Annotated in this window: 16 protein-coding genes and 1 pseudogene; 3 read left to right on the forward strand and 14 right to left on the reverse strand. The window is 43.5% G+C overall.

From position 1 onward, the window contains the following. Positions 1–46 precede the first annotated feature (46 nt). Both thiT and G470_RS0104360 read right to left on the reverse strand, forming a co-directional pair. Entirely contained in the window at positions 47–592 is a 546-nt protein-coding gene (thiT, locus tag G470_RS0104355; protein WP_028273762.1) for an energy-coupled thiamine transporter ThiT, read from the reverse strand. A 186-nt stretch (positions 593–778) separates the two neighbouring features. Further along, the gene (locus G470_RS0104360; protein WP_028273763.1) at positions 779–2,461 is read right to left on the reverse strand and encodes a ribonuclease J; all 1,683 of its coding nucleotides are present in this window, start codon (positions 2,459–2,461) and stop codon (positions 779–781) included. Positions 2,462–2,689: 228 nt separating this feature from the next. Here G470_RS0104360 and G470_RS12700 point away from each other — a divergent pair, with 228 nt between their 5' ends. Both G470_RS12700 and G470_RS0104370 read left to right on the forward strand, forming a co-directional pair. Beyond that, entirely contained in the window at positions 2,690–3,520 is an 831-nt protein-coding gene (locus G470_RS12700; RefSeq protein WP_051258415.1) for a biotin--[acetyl-CoA-carboxylase] ligase, read from the forward strand. Between the two features lie 30 nt (positions 3,521–3,550). After that, positions 3,551–3,952 (forward strand): DUF3592 domain-containing protein, encoded by a 402-nt coding sequence (locus tag G470_RS0104370; protein ID WP_028273764.1) that lies wholly within the window; start codon positions 3,551–3,553, stop codon positions 3,950–3,952. Between the two features lie 62 nt (positions 3,953–4,014). Here the strand turns inward: G470_RS0104370 and pnp are convergent, their stop codons facing one another. The 12 genes from pnp to G470_RS12715 all read right to left on the reverse strand — a co-directional run bounded on the left by pnp (position 4,015) and on the right by G470_RS12715 (position 16,687). After that, the gene (gene pnp / locus G470_RS0104375; protein ID WP_028273765.1) at positions 4,015–6,129 is read right to left on the reverse strand and encodes a polyribonucleotide nucleotidyltransferase; all 2,115 of its coding nucleotides are present in this window, start codon (positions 6,127–6,129) and stop codon (positions 4,015–4,017) included. A gap of 200 nt (positions 6,130–6,329) precedes the next feature. Continuing rightward, positions 6,330–6,599 (reverse strand): 30S ribosomal protein S15, encoded by a 270-nt coding sequence (gene rpsO / locus G470_RS0104380; RefSeq protein WP_028273766.1) that lies wholly within the window; start codon positions 6,597–6,599, stop codon positions 6,330–6,332. Positions 6,600–6,786: 187 nt separating this feature from the next. Next, positions 6,787–8,769 carry an excinuclease ABC subunit UvrB gene (gene uvrB, locus G470_RS0104385; protein ID WP_028273767.1) on the reverse strand — a complete coding sequence of 661 codons (1,983 nt, stop codon included), beginning with the start codon at positions 8,767–8,769 and terminating at the stop codon, positions 6,787–6,789. 187 nt (positions 8,770–8,956) lie between these two features. Then, a complete protein-coding gene (rpsT, locus tag G470_RS0104390) occupies positions 8,957–9,211 on the reverse strand; it encodes a 30S ribosomal protein S20 (protein WP_028273768.1) in 255 nt (84 codons plus the stop codon). A 128-nt stretch (positions 9,212–9,339) separates the two neighbouring features. Then, positions 9,340–10,383: a DNA polymerase III subunit delta gene (holA, locus tag G470_RS0104395; protein ID WP_028273769.1), complete on the reverse strand. Its 1,044-nt coding sequence runs from the start codon at positions 10,381–10,383 to the stop codon at positions 9,340–9,342. Positions 10,384–10,412: 29 nt separating this feature from the next. Continuing rightward, the gene (locus tag G470_RS12705) at positions 10,413–12,773 is read right to left on the reverse strand and encodes a DNA internalization-related competence protein ComEC/Rec2 (protein ID WP_051258416.1); all 2,361 of its coding nucleotides are present in this window, start codon (positions 12,771–12,773) and stop codon (positions 10,413–10,415) included. A gap of 9 nt (positions 12,774–12,782) precedes the next feature. Next, a complete protein-coding gene (locus G470_RS12710) occupies positions 12,783–13,298 on the reverse strand; it encodes a ComE operon protein 2 (RefSeq protein ID WP_035445067.1) in 516 nt (171 codons plus the stop codon). An 85-nt stretch (positions 13,299–13,383) separates the two neighbouring features. Further along, a complete protein-coding gene (locus tag G470_RS0104410) occupies positions 13,384–14,037 on the reverse strand; it encodes a helix-hairpin-helix domain-containing protein (RefSeq protein WP_051258417.1) in 654 nt (217 codons plus the stop codon). 128 nt (positions 14,038–14,165) lie between these two features. Further along, complete coding sequence (locus G470_RS0104415; RefSeq protein WP_035445069.1) at positions 14,166–15,218, reverse strand: SepM family pheromone-processing serine protease; 1,053 nt, start codon at positions 15,216–15,218, stop codon at positions 14,166–14,168. 43 nt (positions 15,219–15,261) lie between these two features. Continuing rightward, positions 15,262–15,744: a pantetheine-phosphate adenylyltransferase gene (gene coaD / locus G470_RS0104420; RefSeq protein WP_028273772.1), complete on the reverse strand. Its 483-nt coding sequence runs from the start codon at positions 15,742–15,744 to the stop codon at positions 15,262–15,264. Between the two features lie 15 nt (positions 15,745–15,759). Continuing rightward, positions 15,760–16,311 carry a 16S rRNA (guanine(966)-N(2))-methyltransferase RsmD gene (rsmD, locus tag G470_RS0104425; RefSeq protein WP_028273773.1) on the reverse strand — a complete coding sequence of 184 codons (552 nt, stop codon included), beginning with the start codon at positions 16,309–16,311 and terminating at the stop codon, positions 15,760–15,762. A 31-nt stretch (positions 16,312–16,342) separates the two neighbouring features. Then, positions 16,343–16,687 (reverse strand): YlbG family protein, encoded by a 345-nt coding sequence (locus tag G470_RS12715; RefSeq protein WP_051258418.1) that lies wholly within the window; start codon positions 16,685–16,687, stop codon positions 16,343–16,345. 117 nt (positions 16,688–16,804) lie between these two features. Here G470_RS12715 and G470_RS0104435 point away from each other — a divergent pair. Next, positions 16,805–17,009 (forward strand): annotated as a pseudogene (locus G470_RS0104435) (IS30 family transposase); the annotation flags it as partial.

The raw sequence follows: 17,009 nt of genomic DNA on the forward strand, positions 1-17,009 counted from the left end.
GTTAATGTCGTCTCATGTCCCTGCCGATCAGTCATTGGGGCATTGTTTACTCCTCAAAAAACACCCTTGGGGTCGAGGCATGAATAAAAATCAATATAAGTGCTGTAGCAATTGCCGTCACTAAAGCGCTGAGGCCATTAGTGACGAAAGAATAAACAATTGGACTCATCCCTTCAGGAGCGTAACTTCCCCAGAAAATGACACCTGCAATGAAATGCCAAAAAAATCTTGCACCTGTTCCTAAAAAGGATGCTGCAACAATCCAGCTCCACACATGTTTTTTGTCTGCGGAAACCTGAATACGGGAGGAAACAATTCCGGCTGCTCCAGCAAAAGAAAACGCAATAAAGTATTCGATAAATCCTTGCAAGAATGTCAAAATGACGGCATTTCCAAGTAAAAAGTGCAGCACTCCCCACAGAAATCCAGCGACAAAGCCGGCGGTCATGCCTCTTCTCAAGGCATAAAGCGTCAAAGGAATCATGCCCAACGAAAGAGTCAATGACGAACCGATGTTTGTAGGCAAAAGTGAGAGGACAATGGCCAGTGCTGCAACAATGGTTCCTTCAATCCATACCCTTATATTGTTCAAAAAAAGCCCCTCCCTACAGCAGATTACCCTGCAGCAAAGGAAGAGGCACATAAAAGAATGCATCACCAGTTGCAATCCCTGCATTCGCATTAACGAACAGGTTCAAAGGGTCAGGACCGATTCCACTCTCAGCACGAGGCTCCCCTTTGCACAGGCTGCTATTTCATGTTGTTTTGTATGACTTTTTTAGTTTTTCTTTCTCTTTCGGCTGCTGACTTCCATGATGACCGGAAGGATGATCGGACGACGGCGTGTTTGTTTGAAGAGGTATTTTCCAAGCGCATCTCTCATTTCCTGCTTCAACGTACTCCAATCGAATTGCTTCTCTTGAAGCATGTTTTCTACCACTTCTTTCACAATCTCACGGCTGTCTTCAATCAAATCGATGCTTTCTTTTACATAGACAAATCCTCGAGTCACAATTTGTGGACCTGACACAATGACTTTCTTTTTCCGGTCGATGGTGACAACGGCCACAAAAATTCCATCTTCAGACAGCATTCGGCGGTCCCGGAGAACAATGTTTCCAATGTCTCCAATGCCAATTCCATCAACCATGGTATTCCCAGCCGGCACTTGCCCTGCGGCATGCATTTTCCCTTTTTCGTATGTCAGCACATCCCCGTTGCCGGCGATAAAGACATTTTGGTACGGAATCCCTACTTCATGTGCCAAATCTGCATGAGCCGCCAACATCCGGTATTCACCTTGAACTGGGATGATGTATTTCGGCTTCAATAGGTTCATCATCAACTTCAAATCATTTGGTGTGGCATGCCCTGACACTTTCATGTTATCAAAAATTTTCTGCACCGTACCGCCTGCGCGATAAATTAAGTTTTCAGTCTGTGCGACTGTCACTTCCATAGCTGTCGAAGGGCTTGTCACGATGTAGACTAAGTCCCCTTCTTTGATATTGACTTGTTTATGAGAGCCGGTTGCCATTCGGTTCAAGGTTTTAATCGGCTCACCTGTTGAACTGGTTTCCAAAATGATGATTTCATCATCAGAATATTTGTCCAATTTGTTCATAGGTACAATTAAATCTTCATCCGGGAGTTCCAGTTTCTTCAAATTAATGGCTATCTCCACGATTTCTTCCAATTGTCTTCCTGTGATGAACACTTTGCGTCCAGAGCGGTGAGCTGCATCAAATACTTGTTGGATACGCAAGATGTTGCTTGCCACTGCTGCCACAATGATGCGGCTGCTGGTGTTTTGGAACACTTCTAAGACTTCTTCCGCTACACGTCTGTCTGACACGTTCTCAACAGGGCTTTCTGCGTTACCGGAATCGCTCAACAAAGCAAGTACGCCTTCTTTTCCAATATCACTGATGCGCGAGAGATCTGTTTGATATGCCGGAGTGGCGCTTTGATCAAACTTAAAGTTTCCGGTATAAACAACATTTCCCTCTGAAGTTTTCAGTGCAATTCCCATAGAATCTGGAATACTGTGTGTGGTCCGGAAAAAACGTATCAAGGCTTGATTGAACTCGATTTCAGTGTGTTCATCAATCACATGGTAATCGTCGAACGTTGTTTTCATGCCGGAATTTTCCACGAACAATTTTGCCAGCTCAATCGTCAACTCTGAACCAAACACCGGCACTTGGAAGTCTGCCAGGAAATACGGCAAGGCTCCGATTGCATCTTCATGACCATGTGTCAAGAAAACACCTGCAATACGGTTCCGATTTTCTTCTAAGTAACTGAAATCAGGAATGACTGCGTCGATTCCAAACAATTCATCTTCCGGGAACATCAGCCCGCAATCCAATACAAATAGTTCGTCATCTACCTCAACGACGTACATATTTTTTCCGTTTTCTCTGACTCCTCCAAGAGGAATAATCTTTATTTTTTCCATTCTTTTCACCCTTTATAAGCTTAATAAGCAATTTCTAAATATTTTTATCTACATCTTTACTTCTCACCCACTCTGCGCTCTTGTGCGCAGAGACGTATAGATTCCTGTTTTATTGTAGCACAGATTACAAGGAAATCATACTGAGTCGGGATAGAATGGTCTTTTGTTCTCTTTTCCTGTAGTATAATTTTTAGAGTAAATTTGCGGTAGAAACGAGGCGTTACGTACATGACCAAAAAAGAACAAAACAGAGAAAGCACTGTTTCATTATCTAAAGAACAGATTATAGAAAAACTCACCACAACAGTTATTGGCAGAAATCTCTCGCTCTTTGACAGCGTCGAATCCACCAACCTGGTGGCGAAAGAACACATACAACGTGAGCTTGTAGACGGCGAGGTGCTGTTGGCATTGGAACAAACGGCTGGCAAAGGTCGATTGGGACGGGAATGGACTTCGTCAAAAGGGAAAGCCCTCACGCTGAGTATCGTTCTGAAACCTTTGGTCGAAAAACCTTATTTGTTGACGCAGTTGACCGCTGCAGCTTTAGCGGCAGCTTTGTCCCCTCTTGCAGATTTTGGTATTAAATGGCCGAATGATTTGTTGTTGAATAACAAAAAAGTAGCAGGTATCCTGACGGAAACCGTCTACTCCGGTTCCACATTGGAAGCTGTAATCATTGGTGTCGGCATTAATGTGAATCAGGATGCATCAGACTTCCCCGATAGTATATTGAGCAAAGCCAGTTCGCTGAAAATGGAACTCGGTTCTCCTCTCGACCCGAATGCCATTGCAGCTGCCTTTCTGAATTCATTTGAAGTGATGTATCAACAATACCTACAAACAAAAGACCCCTCACTTTTTTTAGAAATTTGCAGGGAGAAATCCTTGATTATTGGAAAAACTGTCTGGATAGTCAATGGCAAACAAAAGAAAAAGGCGCGGGTGAAAGACATTGGAACAGATGGCGAATTAAAGATAATAGATGACATGACCGGTATGGAAGAAGCATTATACGGTGGAGAAATTTCCATTCGTGGAATCGACGGCTACATATAAACACCAACCAGTAAAAATGGAGGGAAACAGATGGATGCACAAATGGATTTTTTGATTGGCGGAGGTATACCCGCTCTTCTCGGATTGGTTTTTTGGAGTGTCGGATTTTTTATGACAAAAGGGAAGAAAGCCTGGATTAACACAAAAGGAATCGTTATCGATAACTTCCGTGCGAGCGGAGACGATAACCTGAGGCCAATTTTTCAATTTGAAGACAACAAGGGGGTTCTTTATGAAGTGAAATCGAAAGTCGGTCAACGCCCTTCCATTAAAGTTGGAACTCAAGTGCCCGTGTTGTATGATCCCAAAGAGCCTTCTCGAGCGGTTATTGATACATGGCTGCAGAGCGGACGGGGATTCCTCCTTTTCGGAAACATCTGGATTGGCATCGGAGCCGCTGTCCTACTTATCGGATTCTTTATGACCGCATAATAAAAAGTAGTCGGAAACACAAAAGAGGCTGGGAGTGTTATCCCAGCCTCTTTGCTATGCTTTTATTCCGCAGTGTTTTCTTTTTGAAGAACTGCTTTTCTTGATAAGTTGATTCGTCCTTGTCTATCGATTTCAGTTACTTTCACTCGGAGTGTGTCTCCTACAGAAACTTCGTCTTCGACATTGCGGACAAATTTATCAGACAATTCGGAAACGTGAACCAATCCGTCTTTGCCTTTTAACACTTCAACGAAGGCACCGAATTTTTCAATTCGTTTTACCGTTCCTTCGTAGATTTTTCCGACTTCCACTTCTTCTGTCAATTCCTCAATGATTCGGACAGCCTCATTGATTCCCTCTTGGTTTTCACCATAGATGCTGACATTTCCGTTTTCATCGATGTCAATTTTCACGCCGGTTTCATCAATGATTTTATTGATGGTGTCGCCACCTTTACCAATAACAACTTTGATTTGTTCCGGTTTGATTTTGATGCTTTCAATTTTCGGTGCATACGCGCTCAATTCGGTACGAGGCGCGGAAAGTGTGGCTTCTAAGTTATCCAAAATTTGCATCCGAGCTTTTTTCGCCTGTTCCAACGCTTCTTTCAAAATTTGTTCCGTTACACCTTCAATTTTGATGTCCATCTGCAACGCTGTGATACCTTCGCGTGTTCCGGCTACCTTGAAGTCCATGTCGCCCAAGTGGTCTTCCATTCCTTGGATGTCCGATAGAATCGTGTAGTTGTCACCGCTCATGACAAGTCCCATCGCAATTCCTCCGACTGGAGCTTTAATCGGCACACCGGCATCCATCAATGCCAAAGTTCCTGCGCAAATGCTGGCCTGGGAAGAAGAACCGTTTGATTCCAACACTTCTGAGACTACACGGATAGTGTATGGGAATGCTTCTTCATCCGGAATGATTGGGTACAATGCCCGTTCACCCAAAGCTCCGTGTCCAATTTCACGACGTCCTGGAGCACGGCTGCGGCCTGTGCTCCCCACTGAGAATTGAGGGAAGTTGTAATGGTGCATGAATCGTTTATACTCTTCCACACCTAAACCATCGATGATTTGGTGTTCGTTCAAAGGTGCCAATGTCGCAACAGACAACGCTTGTGTTTGTCCACGCGTGAAGAGGCCGGATCCATGTGCACGTGGAAGCAATCCTACTTCAGAATCCAACGCACGGATTTCATCGATTTTTCTTCCATCCGGACGAATTTTCTCTTCCGTAATCAAACGGCGGACTTCGTCTTTTTCCATTTGTTCCACAATGGTACGGACATCTTTCATGATTTCGGAAGATTTTTCATCGTCAGCATATTTTTCTTCGTAATACGCGACAATTTCTTCTTTCACTTTTTCAATCTTGTCTGCCCGTTCCAATTTTTCAAGTGTTTGGATGGCATCAGACATACGAGACATGTAGCTGCCGTAAATCTCTTTCGACAATTCGGCATCTGGAAGAACCAATTTGACTTCCATCTTTTCTTTTCCGACTTCCGCAATGATTTCTTCTTGGAAGAGGGTCAATTCTTTGATTGCCTCATGTCCAAACATCAATGCTTTTAACATGCCTTCTTCATCAACTTGGTCTGCGCCGCTTTCCACCATGTTGATGGCGTCTTTGGTTCCTGCAACTGTCAGGTCGATATCCGATACTTCTTCTTGTTTTTCTGTCATGTTGAGGACGTATTCTCCGTCCACGCGCCCAACGTTAACACCGGCAATCGGGCCGTTAAATGGAATGTCGGAAATTCCTAATGCCAAGGAAGATCCAAACATTGCAGCAATTTCCGGAGAGCAGTCTTGGTCTACAGACATAACGGTGTTGGTCACTTGAACCTCGTTACGGAAGCCTTCATCAAACATCGGACGGATAGGACGGTCAATCATACGGGCTGCCAAAGTAGCTGCTTCTGAAGGACGTCCTTCCCGCTTGATGAACCCACCTGGAATTTTTCCGACTGCATACATCTTCTCTTCGTAGTTGATAGTCAATGGGAAAAAGTCGCCTGTGCCCGCTTCTTTGCTGGCTACAGCAGCAGTCAATACCACTGTGTCTCCATAACGGACCAATACCGCCCCGTTCGCTTGCTTGGCCAATTGGCCGATTTCTACTGTCAGCGTTCGTCCGCCGACTTCTTTAGAAAATACTTTCTTTTCTGACATTGCTTACATTTCTCCTTTTCTAAAGGAGCCATCTTTTCCGGATATAAGGACTACTAAACAAAGGTCAAGGCATCATCCAAATGGGTGATGTCGTCACATTTGCATAGTAGTTTCCGGATCAGAACAGGCTCCGTTTTTACCTGTAATTAAAAACGAAGCGAGATCCTTGCGAATCTCGCTTCTCGAATAGCGTTCGTCTCTTAACGACGCAAACCTAGACGTTGAATCAATTCGCGGTAACGAGCGATATCTTTTTTACGCAAATATGCCAACAAGTTACGGCGATGACCAATTTTTTTCATCAATCCACGGTAGGAATGGAAATCTTTTTTGTGAAGACGAGCGTGTTCGTTCAACTGGTTGATCTCTTCAGTCAACACAGCGATTTGAACTTCTGGAGAACCAGTGTCTCCTTCATGACGTGCGTAGTCACGAATGATTTCATTCTTGCGTTCTTTAGAAATAGCCATAGTTAGTGCACCTCTTTTCCCTTATTTTCTCCCTTTACTGAGAAGGCGGTGGTGAATCGCGTATCCAAGTAAAAGGTAGTGTGCTTTGCGCACATATAGAATTTACACGAAAATACGTGAAAATGCAAGCAGAATTGCTAAACTTTCAAAAATCCACTCTCTTTTTTCTGTATATTTGTGTCTAGAATTATAAATTATAATCAGCTTTCAATTCCAACACAATGTCACGCAAATTGGCTGCTTTTTCGAAGTCCAGTTCTTTGGCGGCCTGTCTCATTTCCAATTCCATCGTTTCAACCAATTCCCGACGTTCTGTTCGAGAGAGTTTCGCAATTTTATCGGAGGTGAGTTCTTCCTCTTCGACCACTGTGGACACGCGAACCAATTCAGACACTTTTTTCTTGATGGTCTTAGGAGTGATTCCGTGTTCTTTGTTGTACTGCTCCTGAATGGCCCGGCGCCGTTCCGTCTCGTCAATCGCTTCACGCATCGAATCCGTGATTCCGTCAGCGTACATAATAACTTTCCCTTTATCATTCCGTGCCGCGCGTCCTATGGTCTGAATCAAAGCACGCGAGCTCCGCAAGAACCCTTCTTTGTCGGCGTCTAAAATGGCAACCAATGAAACTTCCGGCACATCGAGCCCCTCTCTGAGTAGGTTGATTCCTACCAACACGTCATATTCTCCCAACCGCAATTCACGGATGATTTCTGTTCGTTCCAATGTTTTGACATCACTGTGCAGATACGCCACTTTGATGCCGACTTCCTTCAGATAATCAGTTAAATCTTCCGACATCTTCTTGGTCAAGGTCGTCACAAATACCCGCTCATCACGTTCTGTGCGCTGTAAGATTTCGTCAATCAAGTCATCTATCTGCCCTTTGATTGGATGGATTTCCACAATCGGATCCAACAATCCGGTCGGACGAATGATCTGTTCAACCACTTGGGAAGAGCGATCCATTTCATAAGGACCCGGAGTAGCAGAAACGTATATAATCTGATTGACATGATCTTCAAATTCTTTCAAGGTCAACGGACGGTTGTCCAATGCACTTGGCAGACGAAATCCGTGTTCAATCAAGTGTTGTTTCCGGGCTTGGTCTCCGTTGTACATCCCTCTGATCTGAGGCATGGTCATATGCGATTCGTCAATGATAAATAGTGAATCTTCCGGGAAAAAGTCCAAGAGTGTATACGGCGGTTCTCCCGGCTTCCGTCCGTCCATATGTCTGGAATAGTTCTCGATTCCCGGACAGTACCCCATTTCCAGCAACATTTCGATATCATAATTGGTCCGTTGTTCCAGGCGCTGCGCTTCCAACAGTTTGTTTTCTGCGCGTAGTTCTTCCAGGCGGACTTTCAGTTCTGCTTGGATACTTTCTACCCCGATACGGGTTTGTTCTGCGTTGGTAACAAAGTGAGTCGCCGGAAAAACAGGAAAATGCGTCAAGTCGGCCTTTACCTCTCCTGTCAATACATCGACTTCCCGAATTCGGTCAATTTCATCGCCGAAAAACTCTACCCGGATGGCTTCGCTCTCTCTTGAAGCAAGAAAAATTTCGACGATATCTCCACGGACACGGAACCGTCCCCGTTGAAAATCTATGTCGTTTCGTTCAAACTGCATGTCTACTAATTTACGTAATAAATCATCGCGGCTCATTTCCGTTCCTACCCGCAAAGACAACACATGCTCTTTATAATCCACCGGGTTAACCAATCCATAAATACAGGAAACAGAGGCGACCACGATGACGTCTCTCCGTTCCAATAACGCACTGGTGGCAGAGTGTCTTAACTTATCGATTTCGTCGTTGATGCTGGCTTCTTTTTCAATAAAAGTATCTGTTGAAGGGACATACGCTTCAGGCTGGTAATAATCATAATAACTGACAAAGTATTCTACAGCGTTATTTGGAAAAAACTCTTTGAACTCGCTGTACAATTGTCCAGCGAGTGTTTTATTATGCGCGATAACCAATGTCGGGCGGTTGACTTCTTGTATCACGTTGGACGCGGTGAATGTCTTTCCGGTCCCTGTCGCACCCAACAACACCTGTTCTTTTTGGCCTTGTTGGAGACCAGCTATGAGTTGTTTAATGGCTTCAGGCTGATCCCCGCTTGGCTTGTACTCAGAAACCAATTCAAATTGTTCAGTCGGCATCTTTTGACCTCCTTGACTTCGTCGAGAAGACTGTTTCTCTCTTCGGCTATTCTACTGTTCTTCCATTTTATCATAAAATGGACTTCGAATAAACGTTCCCCTCTTGTGTGAAAATAAATGCAGACGGAAAAAGAGCTTGAGAAAGTCTCAAGCTCTTTTTCACTATATCTTAGCGATTGTAATCAAATTACTTCGCAAGTTTTGCAGCAAGACGAGATTTGTCGCGGCTTGCTTTGTTTTTATGGATCAAGCCTTTAGATGCAGCTTTGTCGATAGCTTTAACTGCATTGTTGTACAATTCAGCAGAGTTTTCATTTCCTGCTTCTACAGCTTGCATAAATTTTTTCTTAGCTGTACGCATCGCGCTGATCTGTTGTTTGTTTTGAACTGCTACTTTTTCAGATTGACGGTTACGTTTAATTGCAGATTCGATATTTGGCATTCCATACACCCCTCTTTCGAATGACACCAATAATATTGGTTAAAATATTGGTTAATTTCAACGCTTCATATTATACAGAAAGATTTTTGTTTTTGCAATCATTTACTGTAAAGTTTTTTTACTTGATATCATCTCATCGACATACGCTTTTGTCTTTCCGCGAATTTCAAGACGAATAATTCAAACTGCAGTTTTTGGTCTGCCTGCCCTGTTTTCATTTTATAATCAGACTCAATCAAGCCGATATGCGCTTTTGAAAGCGACTCTTTGTCGAATTTTCTTTCTTGTTGAGCGGCCAGTTTCACCCGGTATGGATGTACCTTCAAAACGGAAGCAATCTCTGATTGCTGATACCCTTTTTCCCGCAAAATCTTTACCTGCAGCAGCAATCGGAATTGTGAAATCATCAATGCGATGATTTTAATGGGTTCTTCTTTTTGAAGCAGCAAATCCGCATACAAATCCAGGGCTCCCTGTACATCTTTTTTCAAGACTTTTTCATTTAATTCGAATATGTTTTGTTCCAAGGACTTGGGCACCAAATTTCGGACAGCCTGTTTCGTGATGATCCGGCTTTCATTAGTGTAAAGAATCAGCTTTTCCAGCTCATTCATGATTTTCGACAAGCTGCCGCCTGTCAATTGAAACAACAACTCAAAAGCTTCTGATTTTATGGCTACTTCTTCAGCGGCCAGGAATTCTTTCACGTACTGCTTGGTTCTTTTTTCATCCATTGGCTGCACGTCAATCAGTTTGGCTTCTTTTTTCAATACTTTGCTGATTTTTTTCCGCTGATCCAATTTCTCATACGGTGCAAAAATCACAAACACCGTAAAATCTGCGGGTTGTTTTACATATGACAGCAGCCAGTCCAAGTCTTGTTCCGGCACATTTTTAGGTTTTTCGCTTGTAAGGAAGTATGGATTATCCACCATGACCAAGCGCCGATCTCCAAAGAAAGGAAAGGATTCCGCTTCTTCCAAAGCAGACGCAACAGAGAGTGTTTCCATATCAAAGCGTCCGAAATTGAACTCGTCTTTCATTCCTCCTAAGGCGCCTGTGATAAATGCATCTCGTGTTAAATTCATTAAATACTCTTCAGTTCCTGAAACGAGATAAACAGGGGCAAGATTCCCTTTGCGGATGGCTGCCAGTTCTTCTCCTATTCCCATTTTCGTCTTCCTTTCGTTCTTCATTTTTTCTATTCGCTCGAATGTAAAGGCAAGCTGGACTCTATATTTGTGCCCCACATACTGTATGTGAATATCACCGCTCCTTGTTCATCTGTTCTCCACACAGTGATATCTGCATCCTCCAATCGTTGGATGACTTCTTCATGTGGGTGTCCATAGCGGTTGTTCCTTCCAGACGAAATCCAGGCTGCCTCCGGAGACAACTGCTGGAGAAAATCAGCACTTGTAGAGGTTTGACTCCCGTGATGCCCAACTTTCAATATATCTGCCTGCAACAAAGGATATGCGCGCATCAATTCTTCCTCACCCGGTTGTTCCAAGTCTCCTGTAAACAACCACATGTCCGTTCCCAGTTTACCATAAAGCACAAGAGAATCGTTGTTGCTTCCAGATCCATGTTCAAACGGCCATAAAACGCCCAATCCAGAGCGGAGAACCACCGGCCTTTTTAATGAAGCATGTACGGTTAGAATATTGGTTCCACCAGAATGCAATTTCGCCGCAGACGGAAAAACATTGGGATGGGTTAGCGTTCCTTTCGCTAAAACAAGTTCTTTTATTTTAATTTTTTCGCCGATATCAAGCAGTGCACCGGTGTGGTCAAAATCTCCATGGGTGAGAATTACTTGATCTAGAGAACGGATGCCGTAAGACTTCAACACTGGAACAATCACGTCTTCTCCAACAGAATATGGCTCTCCTCGTTCCTGCCACTCTTCCTTTTCAAACGGCAGCACGCCGCCTGTATCAATCAGTGTTATCATCTGCCCAAACGGCTGCTTCACCAATATGGCGTCACCTTGACCCACGTCCATCATGATGACTTTTCCGGATGGAGCGTAGCGCTGTGAAGCAAGGCCTACCGTAAAGAAGAGCAAAACAGTCATCAGGGCAGTTTTTTTAACCGGCTTCTTTTTTTCTAATATGTAAAAAAGCATGAGTATACTTAGAACAACACTAACCGTTCCAACCCACGGCAAGCGGCCGGTAACAACAGTCAAATTAGGAAGACGGCTGATTGCCTGCACCAACCATTCAATGGAAAGCAAGGCTGCATTCATGACTTTATTTAATGCATGAAACGCTGCACTGCCGGATAAGAAGAATGCCCCCAACCACAACAGTCCTAATGTGGGCAACACAAACCAACTGAAAAGCGGCACAAACAACAAGTTCGCTATCAGGCTGAACCAAGGAAACTCAAAAAAGTGATAACTAAGTATGGGGATTGACACCAAAGACAGCAATGCCGTCGTTAACATAGGCAGATATGGAGATGGGACCAATTTTTTTAACCGGGATTGCTGCATCAACAGAAGAATGAAACTGAGCGTGTAACTTAATTGGAACCCTGCCGAATAAATTTGATAAGGATTCCATGTGCATGCCAGTATGAGCGTTGCCGCCCACGCATCCAAGCCGTGTATGCGTCGAGCGATACTTCGTCCTCCGTATACAATCCAAGACTGACAAACAGCACGGAATACGCTTGTGCCCCACCCCGCCAGCGTTCCATAAACCGGCAACAGGAATAGAAACAGCCACGGGATTCGTTCACGCGTCATTCCACTCCGCAACAGCATCCATTCGATGCCTCCAATCAGAAAGTGAACATGAAGACCGGAAATACTCAGCAAATGTATTATTCCCAATTCTCGGAAACCATCCATCACATCTCTGTCAAATCCTCTTCTATCTGCAAACAACATCATCTTGGTATAATCCGCTGTTTTTCCTGAAAGACGTTTCTCCACGGTCTCCAGCACGTTGCTTCTCCACTTGTCCGGTTGGAGCAGCAAAGCGAAGTAGTTTTCCTCCTCGTCTGGAATGTTTGCAAGCTGCTCTACCGTGGTTGCTTCCAGCACCCAAAAGATGCCTTGCTGTTTCAAAAAAGCAGCATAATCAAACTGATGGGGGTTTCGTTTCCCTACTGGTTTTTCCAATGTTCCTTGAATCCGTATTTTTGAGGGCAAGGCTTGTGTTTCTAACCGTTCTTTTTCTTCTCTGCTGGAAATCGTATAATAAACAACGATTTTTTCCTCGATAGACTGCAGCCGGTCTGTTTGTTCGATTGTGCCGTAAAATTTAAGTTGATCGCCATCCACTTCAACGGACTCTTGAACGATTGAAACAATAAACTGCTGTGTTTCGGGAACCAGAAGAGTTTGCGCTTCAGCTGCTCTCCCAGCACGCCAACCCGTCACTCCTCCTGCCAGTAACGCCACCAACAAAAGAACCGGTCTTTTTAATCGCAACATTCGAACAATCCATATACTTAAAATCAACAGACTGGTAACAGAAAACTCACTGAAGACAACCCACACCGTTAGAAGCGAAAAAAGAGCAGGAAACAAAAGGAATCCGTTCACAACATCCCTCTATCTGTAGGCGGAGGGATGTTCAGTGTCGTCATTCGGATTCGGATCCGATTCAATCAGGCGGTCCATCTGTTGAAAAAAATCAACCGGCATATCGACCTGATGGATTTGAACACCGGATTGACTCAACAGTTTTTGGGCATATGGATGGTTGCGATAGTCGTGGAGGTAATGAATTTTTTTGATACCGGCTTGAATCAACATTTTAGTACATGACAAACAGGGAAAATGAGTCACGTAAATATCTGCACCTTTCGTCTGCACACCGAATTTTGCACATTGAAGCAATGCATTCATTTCTGCATGAATCGTACGTAGACAGTGGCCATCTTCCAAATAACAACCTTCATCGATGCAGTGGACGTCGCCGCTTACAGAACCGTTGTATCCACCTGAAATAATGCGGCGGTCACGAACAATCGTCGCTCCTACCGTTAATCGTGTACATGTGCTTCTTAAGGATAAAACCAAACTTTGAGACATGAAATATTGATCCCAAGGAATTCTCTGATCCATCTTCTTAGTCCTCTCTATCCATTTTTCGAAAGTTTTCTTCAGTATACAGAAGCTCGAAGTCCGTTTCAATGTGAAACCATGTGCATCAATCAGTCACAGAAATGAATTCTTTCAGGCTTTCAAATGTCTTATCCCCGATTCCAGATACGCTTTTTAGGTCTTCAATCGTTTTGAACGAACCATTTTCTTCACGGTATTGGATAATTTTTTCCGCCTTCTTCTCTCCAATTCCATTTAATGTTGTTAATTCTGAAACATCTGCAGTATTCAAGTTCACCTTCTTGCTTGCATCGTCTTCAGAAGAGAGCTGAGGAAGCACCGGGATGTTTGTTTCTTCCCCGATTCGAGGAATATAGACCATCATCTGATCCGTCAAGCGAAGTGCCAGATTAATCATGGTTTCGTCCGCTTCGCTTGTAAAGCCCCCTGCTTTTTGGACAACATCCTGGATACGGTCGCCTTCCTGCATTTCATACACTCCGGGCTCTTTCACCTCTCCTTTAATGTCTACGAACAGAACACTTTCTTCATCCTGCGTGTTTTCTTCTGCTTCATCCTCTTCCTCTGTGATTGTTTCGCTGCTTTCTGCGTACATGGACTCTAACAAGTGCACCATTTGTTCTTCATCCATATTTTCTTTAGAAAGAAGTTGAAGCCCTATAAACAATAGTCCTATAAATGCCACTACTGCTCCTGCAAGCAACAAGCGGTTCTTATTTTCTTCCATCCAAGAGTTCATTCATCTGCGTCTCCTTTCATCTATCGGTTTGGATGCCTTCGACAGTTAATATACGCAAAAAAACTGAAATCCAATCAAAAAAAGAGGAATCTAAAAAAGACTCCTCTTTACTGTAAACGGGATTAAGTTTATGAGTGTTCTTCCAAGTATTCCACTGCATCTTTCAGATGTTTTACCGGAACGACTTTCATCTCCGTTCCGATTGCTTCTGCTGCGTCCACAGCTTCTTCATAATTGGATTTTAAATCCGGATTAATTTGTTTCATCTCTGAAGTGATGTCATCATCCGGGGCAAAAAAGATGTCCGCTCCTTCGCCGTCTGCCGCTACGACTTTTTTAGCGATTCCTCCGATTCTTCCGATTGTTCCGTCTGGCGTGATTGTTCCGGTGCCGGCAATCTCCATGCCTCCTGTTAAATCGGGGTTCTCCAAAAGAGTATAAATTTGAAGAGCGAACATAAAGCCCGCAGAAGGGCCACCGATCAAACCTGAATCAATTTCAACAGATGGTTCCGTTTCGATGGTAGAATGGTCAACCAGAGAAATTCCGATTCCCGGATTTCCTGTTTCACTTAATTGTATCAAGTCACCAGAGACCGTGTCTGTATGTCCGTCTCTTTCATATGTGATGGTCACTGTTTGGTCGACTTCTTGAGCCTTGATATAATCCATAAATTCTTGCGAGCTTTCAAATGTCATGCCGTCAATTGCGCTGATCGTATCCCCTGGATGGATTTTTCCATAAAAATCCGATTCTTCCAGAACCCGCATAACATAAATGCCATGGTATTCGCGAGTAATAGGCAAACCTGCCGCATTAAAAGCCGCTTCGATGGCGGTGTTTTTAGAATTTTCCATATAAAACTGTTGCAGCGTATCGTATTCTTCATAGTTTTCGGCTGTCCCCAGTAAGGAACTGCGGGACAAACCATCATGAAAAGGCAGCAGTGCAGTAAGGGAAAGAACAGGAGTGGCCTGCATGATTCGAACCGTTGTTAGCATATACGTTCCGGGCATTTCTTTTTCTTGCCCGTCAATCTTGACCAGCGGTTCCAATGCAACAGCTGAACCTGGACTTTCAATATAATAGGGAATGGGAAGCCTGAAAAAGAGAATCAAAAGAAAAAGAGCGAGAAGAATCTTCCCCATTCTGTTGGTTGATTGTCTTTTTATTTTTTCCATCTTTCACCTGTACTTTCCATTGATAGTTGCGTCCATAAAAAACTTAGCGTAAAAATTTTTCTTTGATCGCTTCATTTATATGTGCAGGAACAAGCTTCGACACGTCTCCTTGGAAACTGGCCACTTCTCTGACAAGGGTGGAACTGACGAAACTGTGAGCTGGATCGGCCAACATGAAGAGCGTCTCAATTTCTTCATCTTGTGTTTTGTTCATCGCCGCAATTCCTACTTCATACTCGTAATCTTTCACTGTCCGTATCCCTCTAATCATGACAGATGCTCCCAGCTCTTTAGCCAGCCCCACCGTCAACCCTCCAGAATGGTCAAGGACAGTCACATGAGGGAGATCCTTGACCGCTTCTTCGATCATTTTCTTCTTCTCCGGTGCTGTGAATAATCCCTTTTTGGTTGTATTCGTTGCCACTGCAACAACTACTTCATCGAACAACCGTGTGGCTCGTTTAATAATATCCAAATGGCCGTTAGTCAAAGGATCAAAACTGCCTGCGTACAAAGCTTTTGTCATTAGCCTACCTACTTCCTACTCTTTTTCATATACGGTGATGCGAATTGTTCCGTACTGATTTTCTTTTATTTTGACCAAACCTTTTATGCTAGAAGGCAATACAGTCTCTTCAGCTGTTTCACATACTACTACAGCGCCATCGTTTAACAGCTGATGTTCTTCCATCCATTGAATATCTTTTTCAATCTGTTGATTGGCGTATGGCGGATCGAGAAAAACCAAATCAAATGCCTGCCCCGAATTTTCCAGCATGGACAAAGCTTGGGAAGCACTTTTCTTCTCCACTTGAAAGCGATCCGGCGCACGGGTCAATTCCACATTTTCATGAATTGTCTTGACCGCTTTATACTGTTTATCTACCAATACCGCATGCTCAATTCCTCTAGAAACAGCTTCAATACTCAATGCTCCGCTGCCTGCATATAAATCCAAGCAATGGCCGCCGTCGAAGTACGGTCCGATGATGTTAAAAATGGATTCCTTCACTTTATCTGTGGTGGGACGTGTATTCTGTCCCGGTACAGCTTTTAAACGTCTTCCTTTAAAATCTCCTGCAATAACTCGCATGTGGTTCCCCCTGAAAACTCGTTTTTATCTACTATAGCGTGCCGAGAATATCGTCATTCGAGAAGAAACTGTCTTCCTTAAGTGACTCATTGTCTTGAAAATCATCCAAGCTGCTTGACTCCGTCACCCGGCCCAATACATCCTCAAAATTCATATCCACCTCTTGGCGAGGGGAATCTTCCACTTTCCGCACAAAATGAAGTTTGGACAATTTGCGTGTGATTTCTTCTTTTTTCGATTGATCAACGTACATGACTACATAATTCATACGTTTTGAGGCGTAGTGAATCATGCCGTATCGTTTTAATTTGTTGAAATGTTTGAGTGTGTAGACCCATACAATCAACTCTTGTCGTTCTTTTTTTTCGCTGCTCATTTTCATCCTCTTCCTTTTTGCTAACTTGAATTGTAAAATTAAGCTAGAAAAATAGAAAACCATTTGTGATACACTCTCACTAAGTTCCAACCACGAAAATTAGAGGAGTGACCACAAATGGCCTACACACATCTTACCATGAAAGAACTTAGCTGGATAGAAACTTATTTTGATACTGGATTAAAACCTTATAAGATTGCTCGGAAAATCGGTCGATCAAATCAACCGGTCTATAATGTCGTTTCCTTCCTAAAGGAAGGCGGTTCAATTATAGAATACTTTGATCAGTATAAACAGAATAAATCAAAGTGTGGCGCTAAGA

It is taken from the genome of Atopococcus tabaci DSM 17538 (assembly GCF_000429585.1).
In the GTDB taxonomy this organism is placed as follows: Bacteria; Bacillota; Bacilli; order Lactobacillales; family Carnobacteriaceae_A; genus Atopococcus; species Atopococcus tabaci.

Bases quoted from the DNA above. Each gene is read 5' to 3' on its own strand.
- G470_RS0104360 (WP_028273763.1), bottom strand. From the start codon at position 2,461: ATGGAAAAAATAAAGATTATTCCTCTTGGAGGAGTCAGAGAAAACGGA.
- G470_RS12700 (WP_051258415.1), top strand. From the start codon at position 2,690: ATGACCAAAAAAGAACAAAACAGAGAAAGCACTGTTTCATTATCTAAA.
- G470_RS0104370 (WP_028273764.1), top strand. From the start codon at position 3,551: ATGGATGCACAAATGGATTTTTTGATTGGCGGAGGTATACCCGCTCTT.
- pnp (WP_028273765.1), bottom strand. From the start codon at position 6,129: ATGTCAGAAAAGAAAGTATTTTCTAAAGAAGTCGGCGGACGAACGCTG.
- rpsO (WP_028273766.1), bottom strand. From the start codon at position 6,599: ATGGCTATTTCTAAAGAACGCAAGAATGAAATCATTCGTGACTACGCA.
- uvrB (WP_028273767.1), bottom strand. From the start codon at position 8,769: ATGCCGACTGAACAATTTGAATTGGTTTCTGAGTACAAGCCAAGCGGG.
- rpsT (WP_028273768.1), bottom strand. From the start codon at position 9,211: ATGCCAAATATCGAATCTGCAATTAAACGTAACCGTCAATCTGAAAAA.
- holA (WP_028273769.1), bottom strand. From the start codon at position 10,383: ATGGGAATAGGAGAAGAACTGGCAGCCATCCGCAAAGGGAATCTTGCC.
- G470_RS12710 (WP_035445067.1), bottom strand. From the start codon at position 13,298: ATGGATCAGAGAATTCCTTGGGATCAATATTTCATGTCTCAAAGTTTG.
- G470_RS0104410 (WP_051258417.1), bottom strand. From the start codon at position 14,037: ATGAACTCTTGGATGGAAGAAAATAAGAACCGCTTGTTGCTTGCAGGA.
- G470_RS0104415 (WP_035445069.1), bottom strand. From the start codon at position 15,218: ATGGAAAAAATAAAAAGACAATCAACCAACAGAATGGGGAAGATTCTT.
- coaD (WP_028273772.1), bottom strand. From the start codon at position 15,744: ATGACAAAAGCTTTGTACGCAGGCAGTTTTGATCCTTTGACTAACGGC.
- rsmD (WP_028273773.1), bottom strand. From the start codon at position 16,311: ATGCGAGTTATTGCAGGAGATTTTAAAGGAAGACGTTTAAAAGCTGTA.
- G470_RS12715 (WP_051258418.1), bottom strand. From the start codon at position 16,687: ATGAGCAGCGAAAAAAAAGAACGACAAGAGTTGATTGTATGGGTCTAC.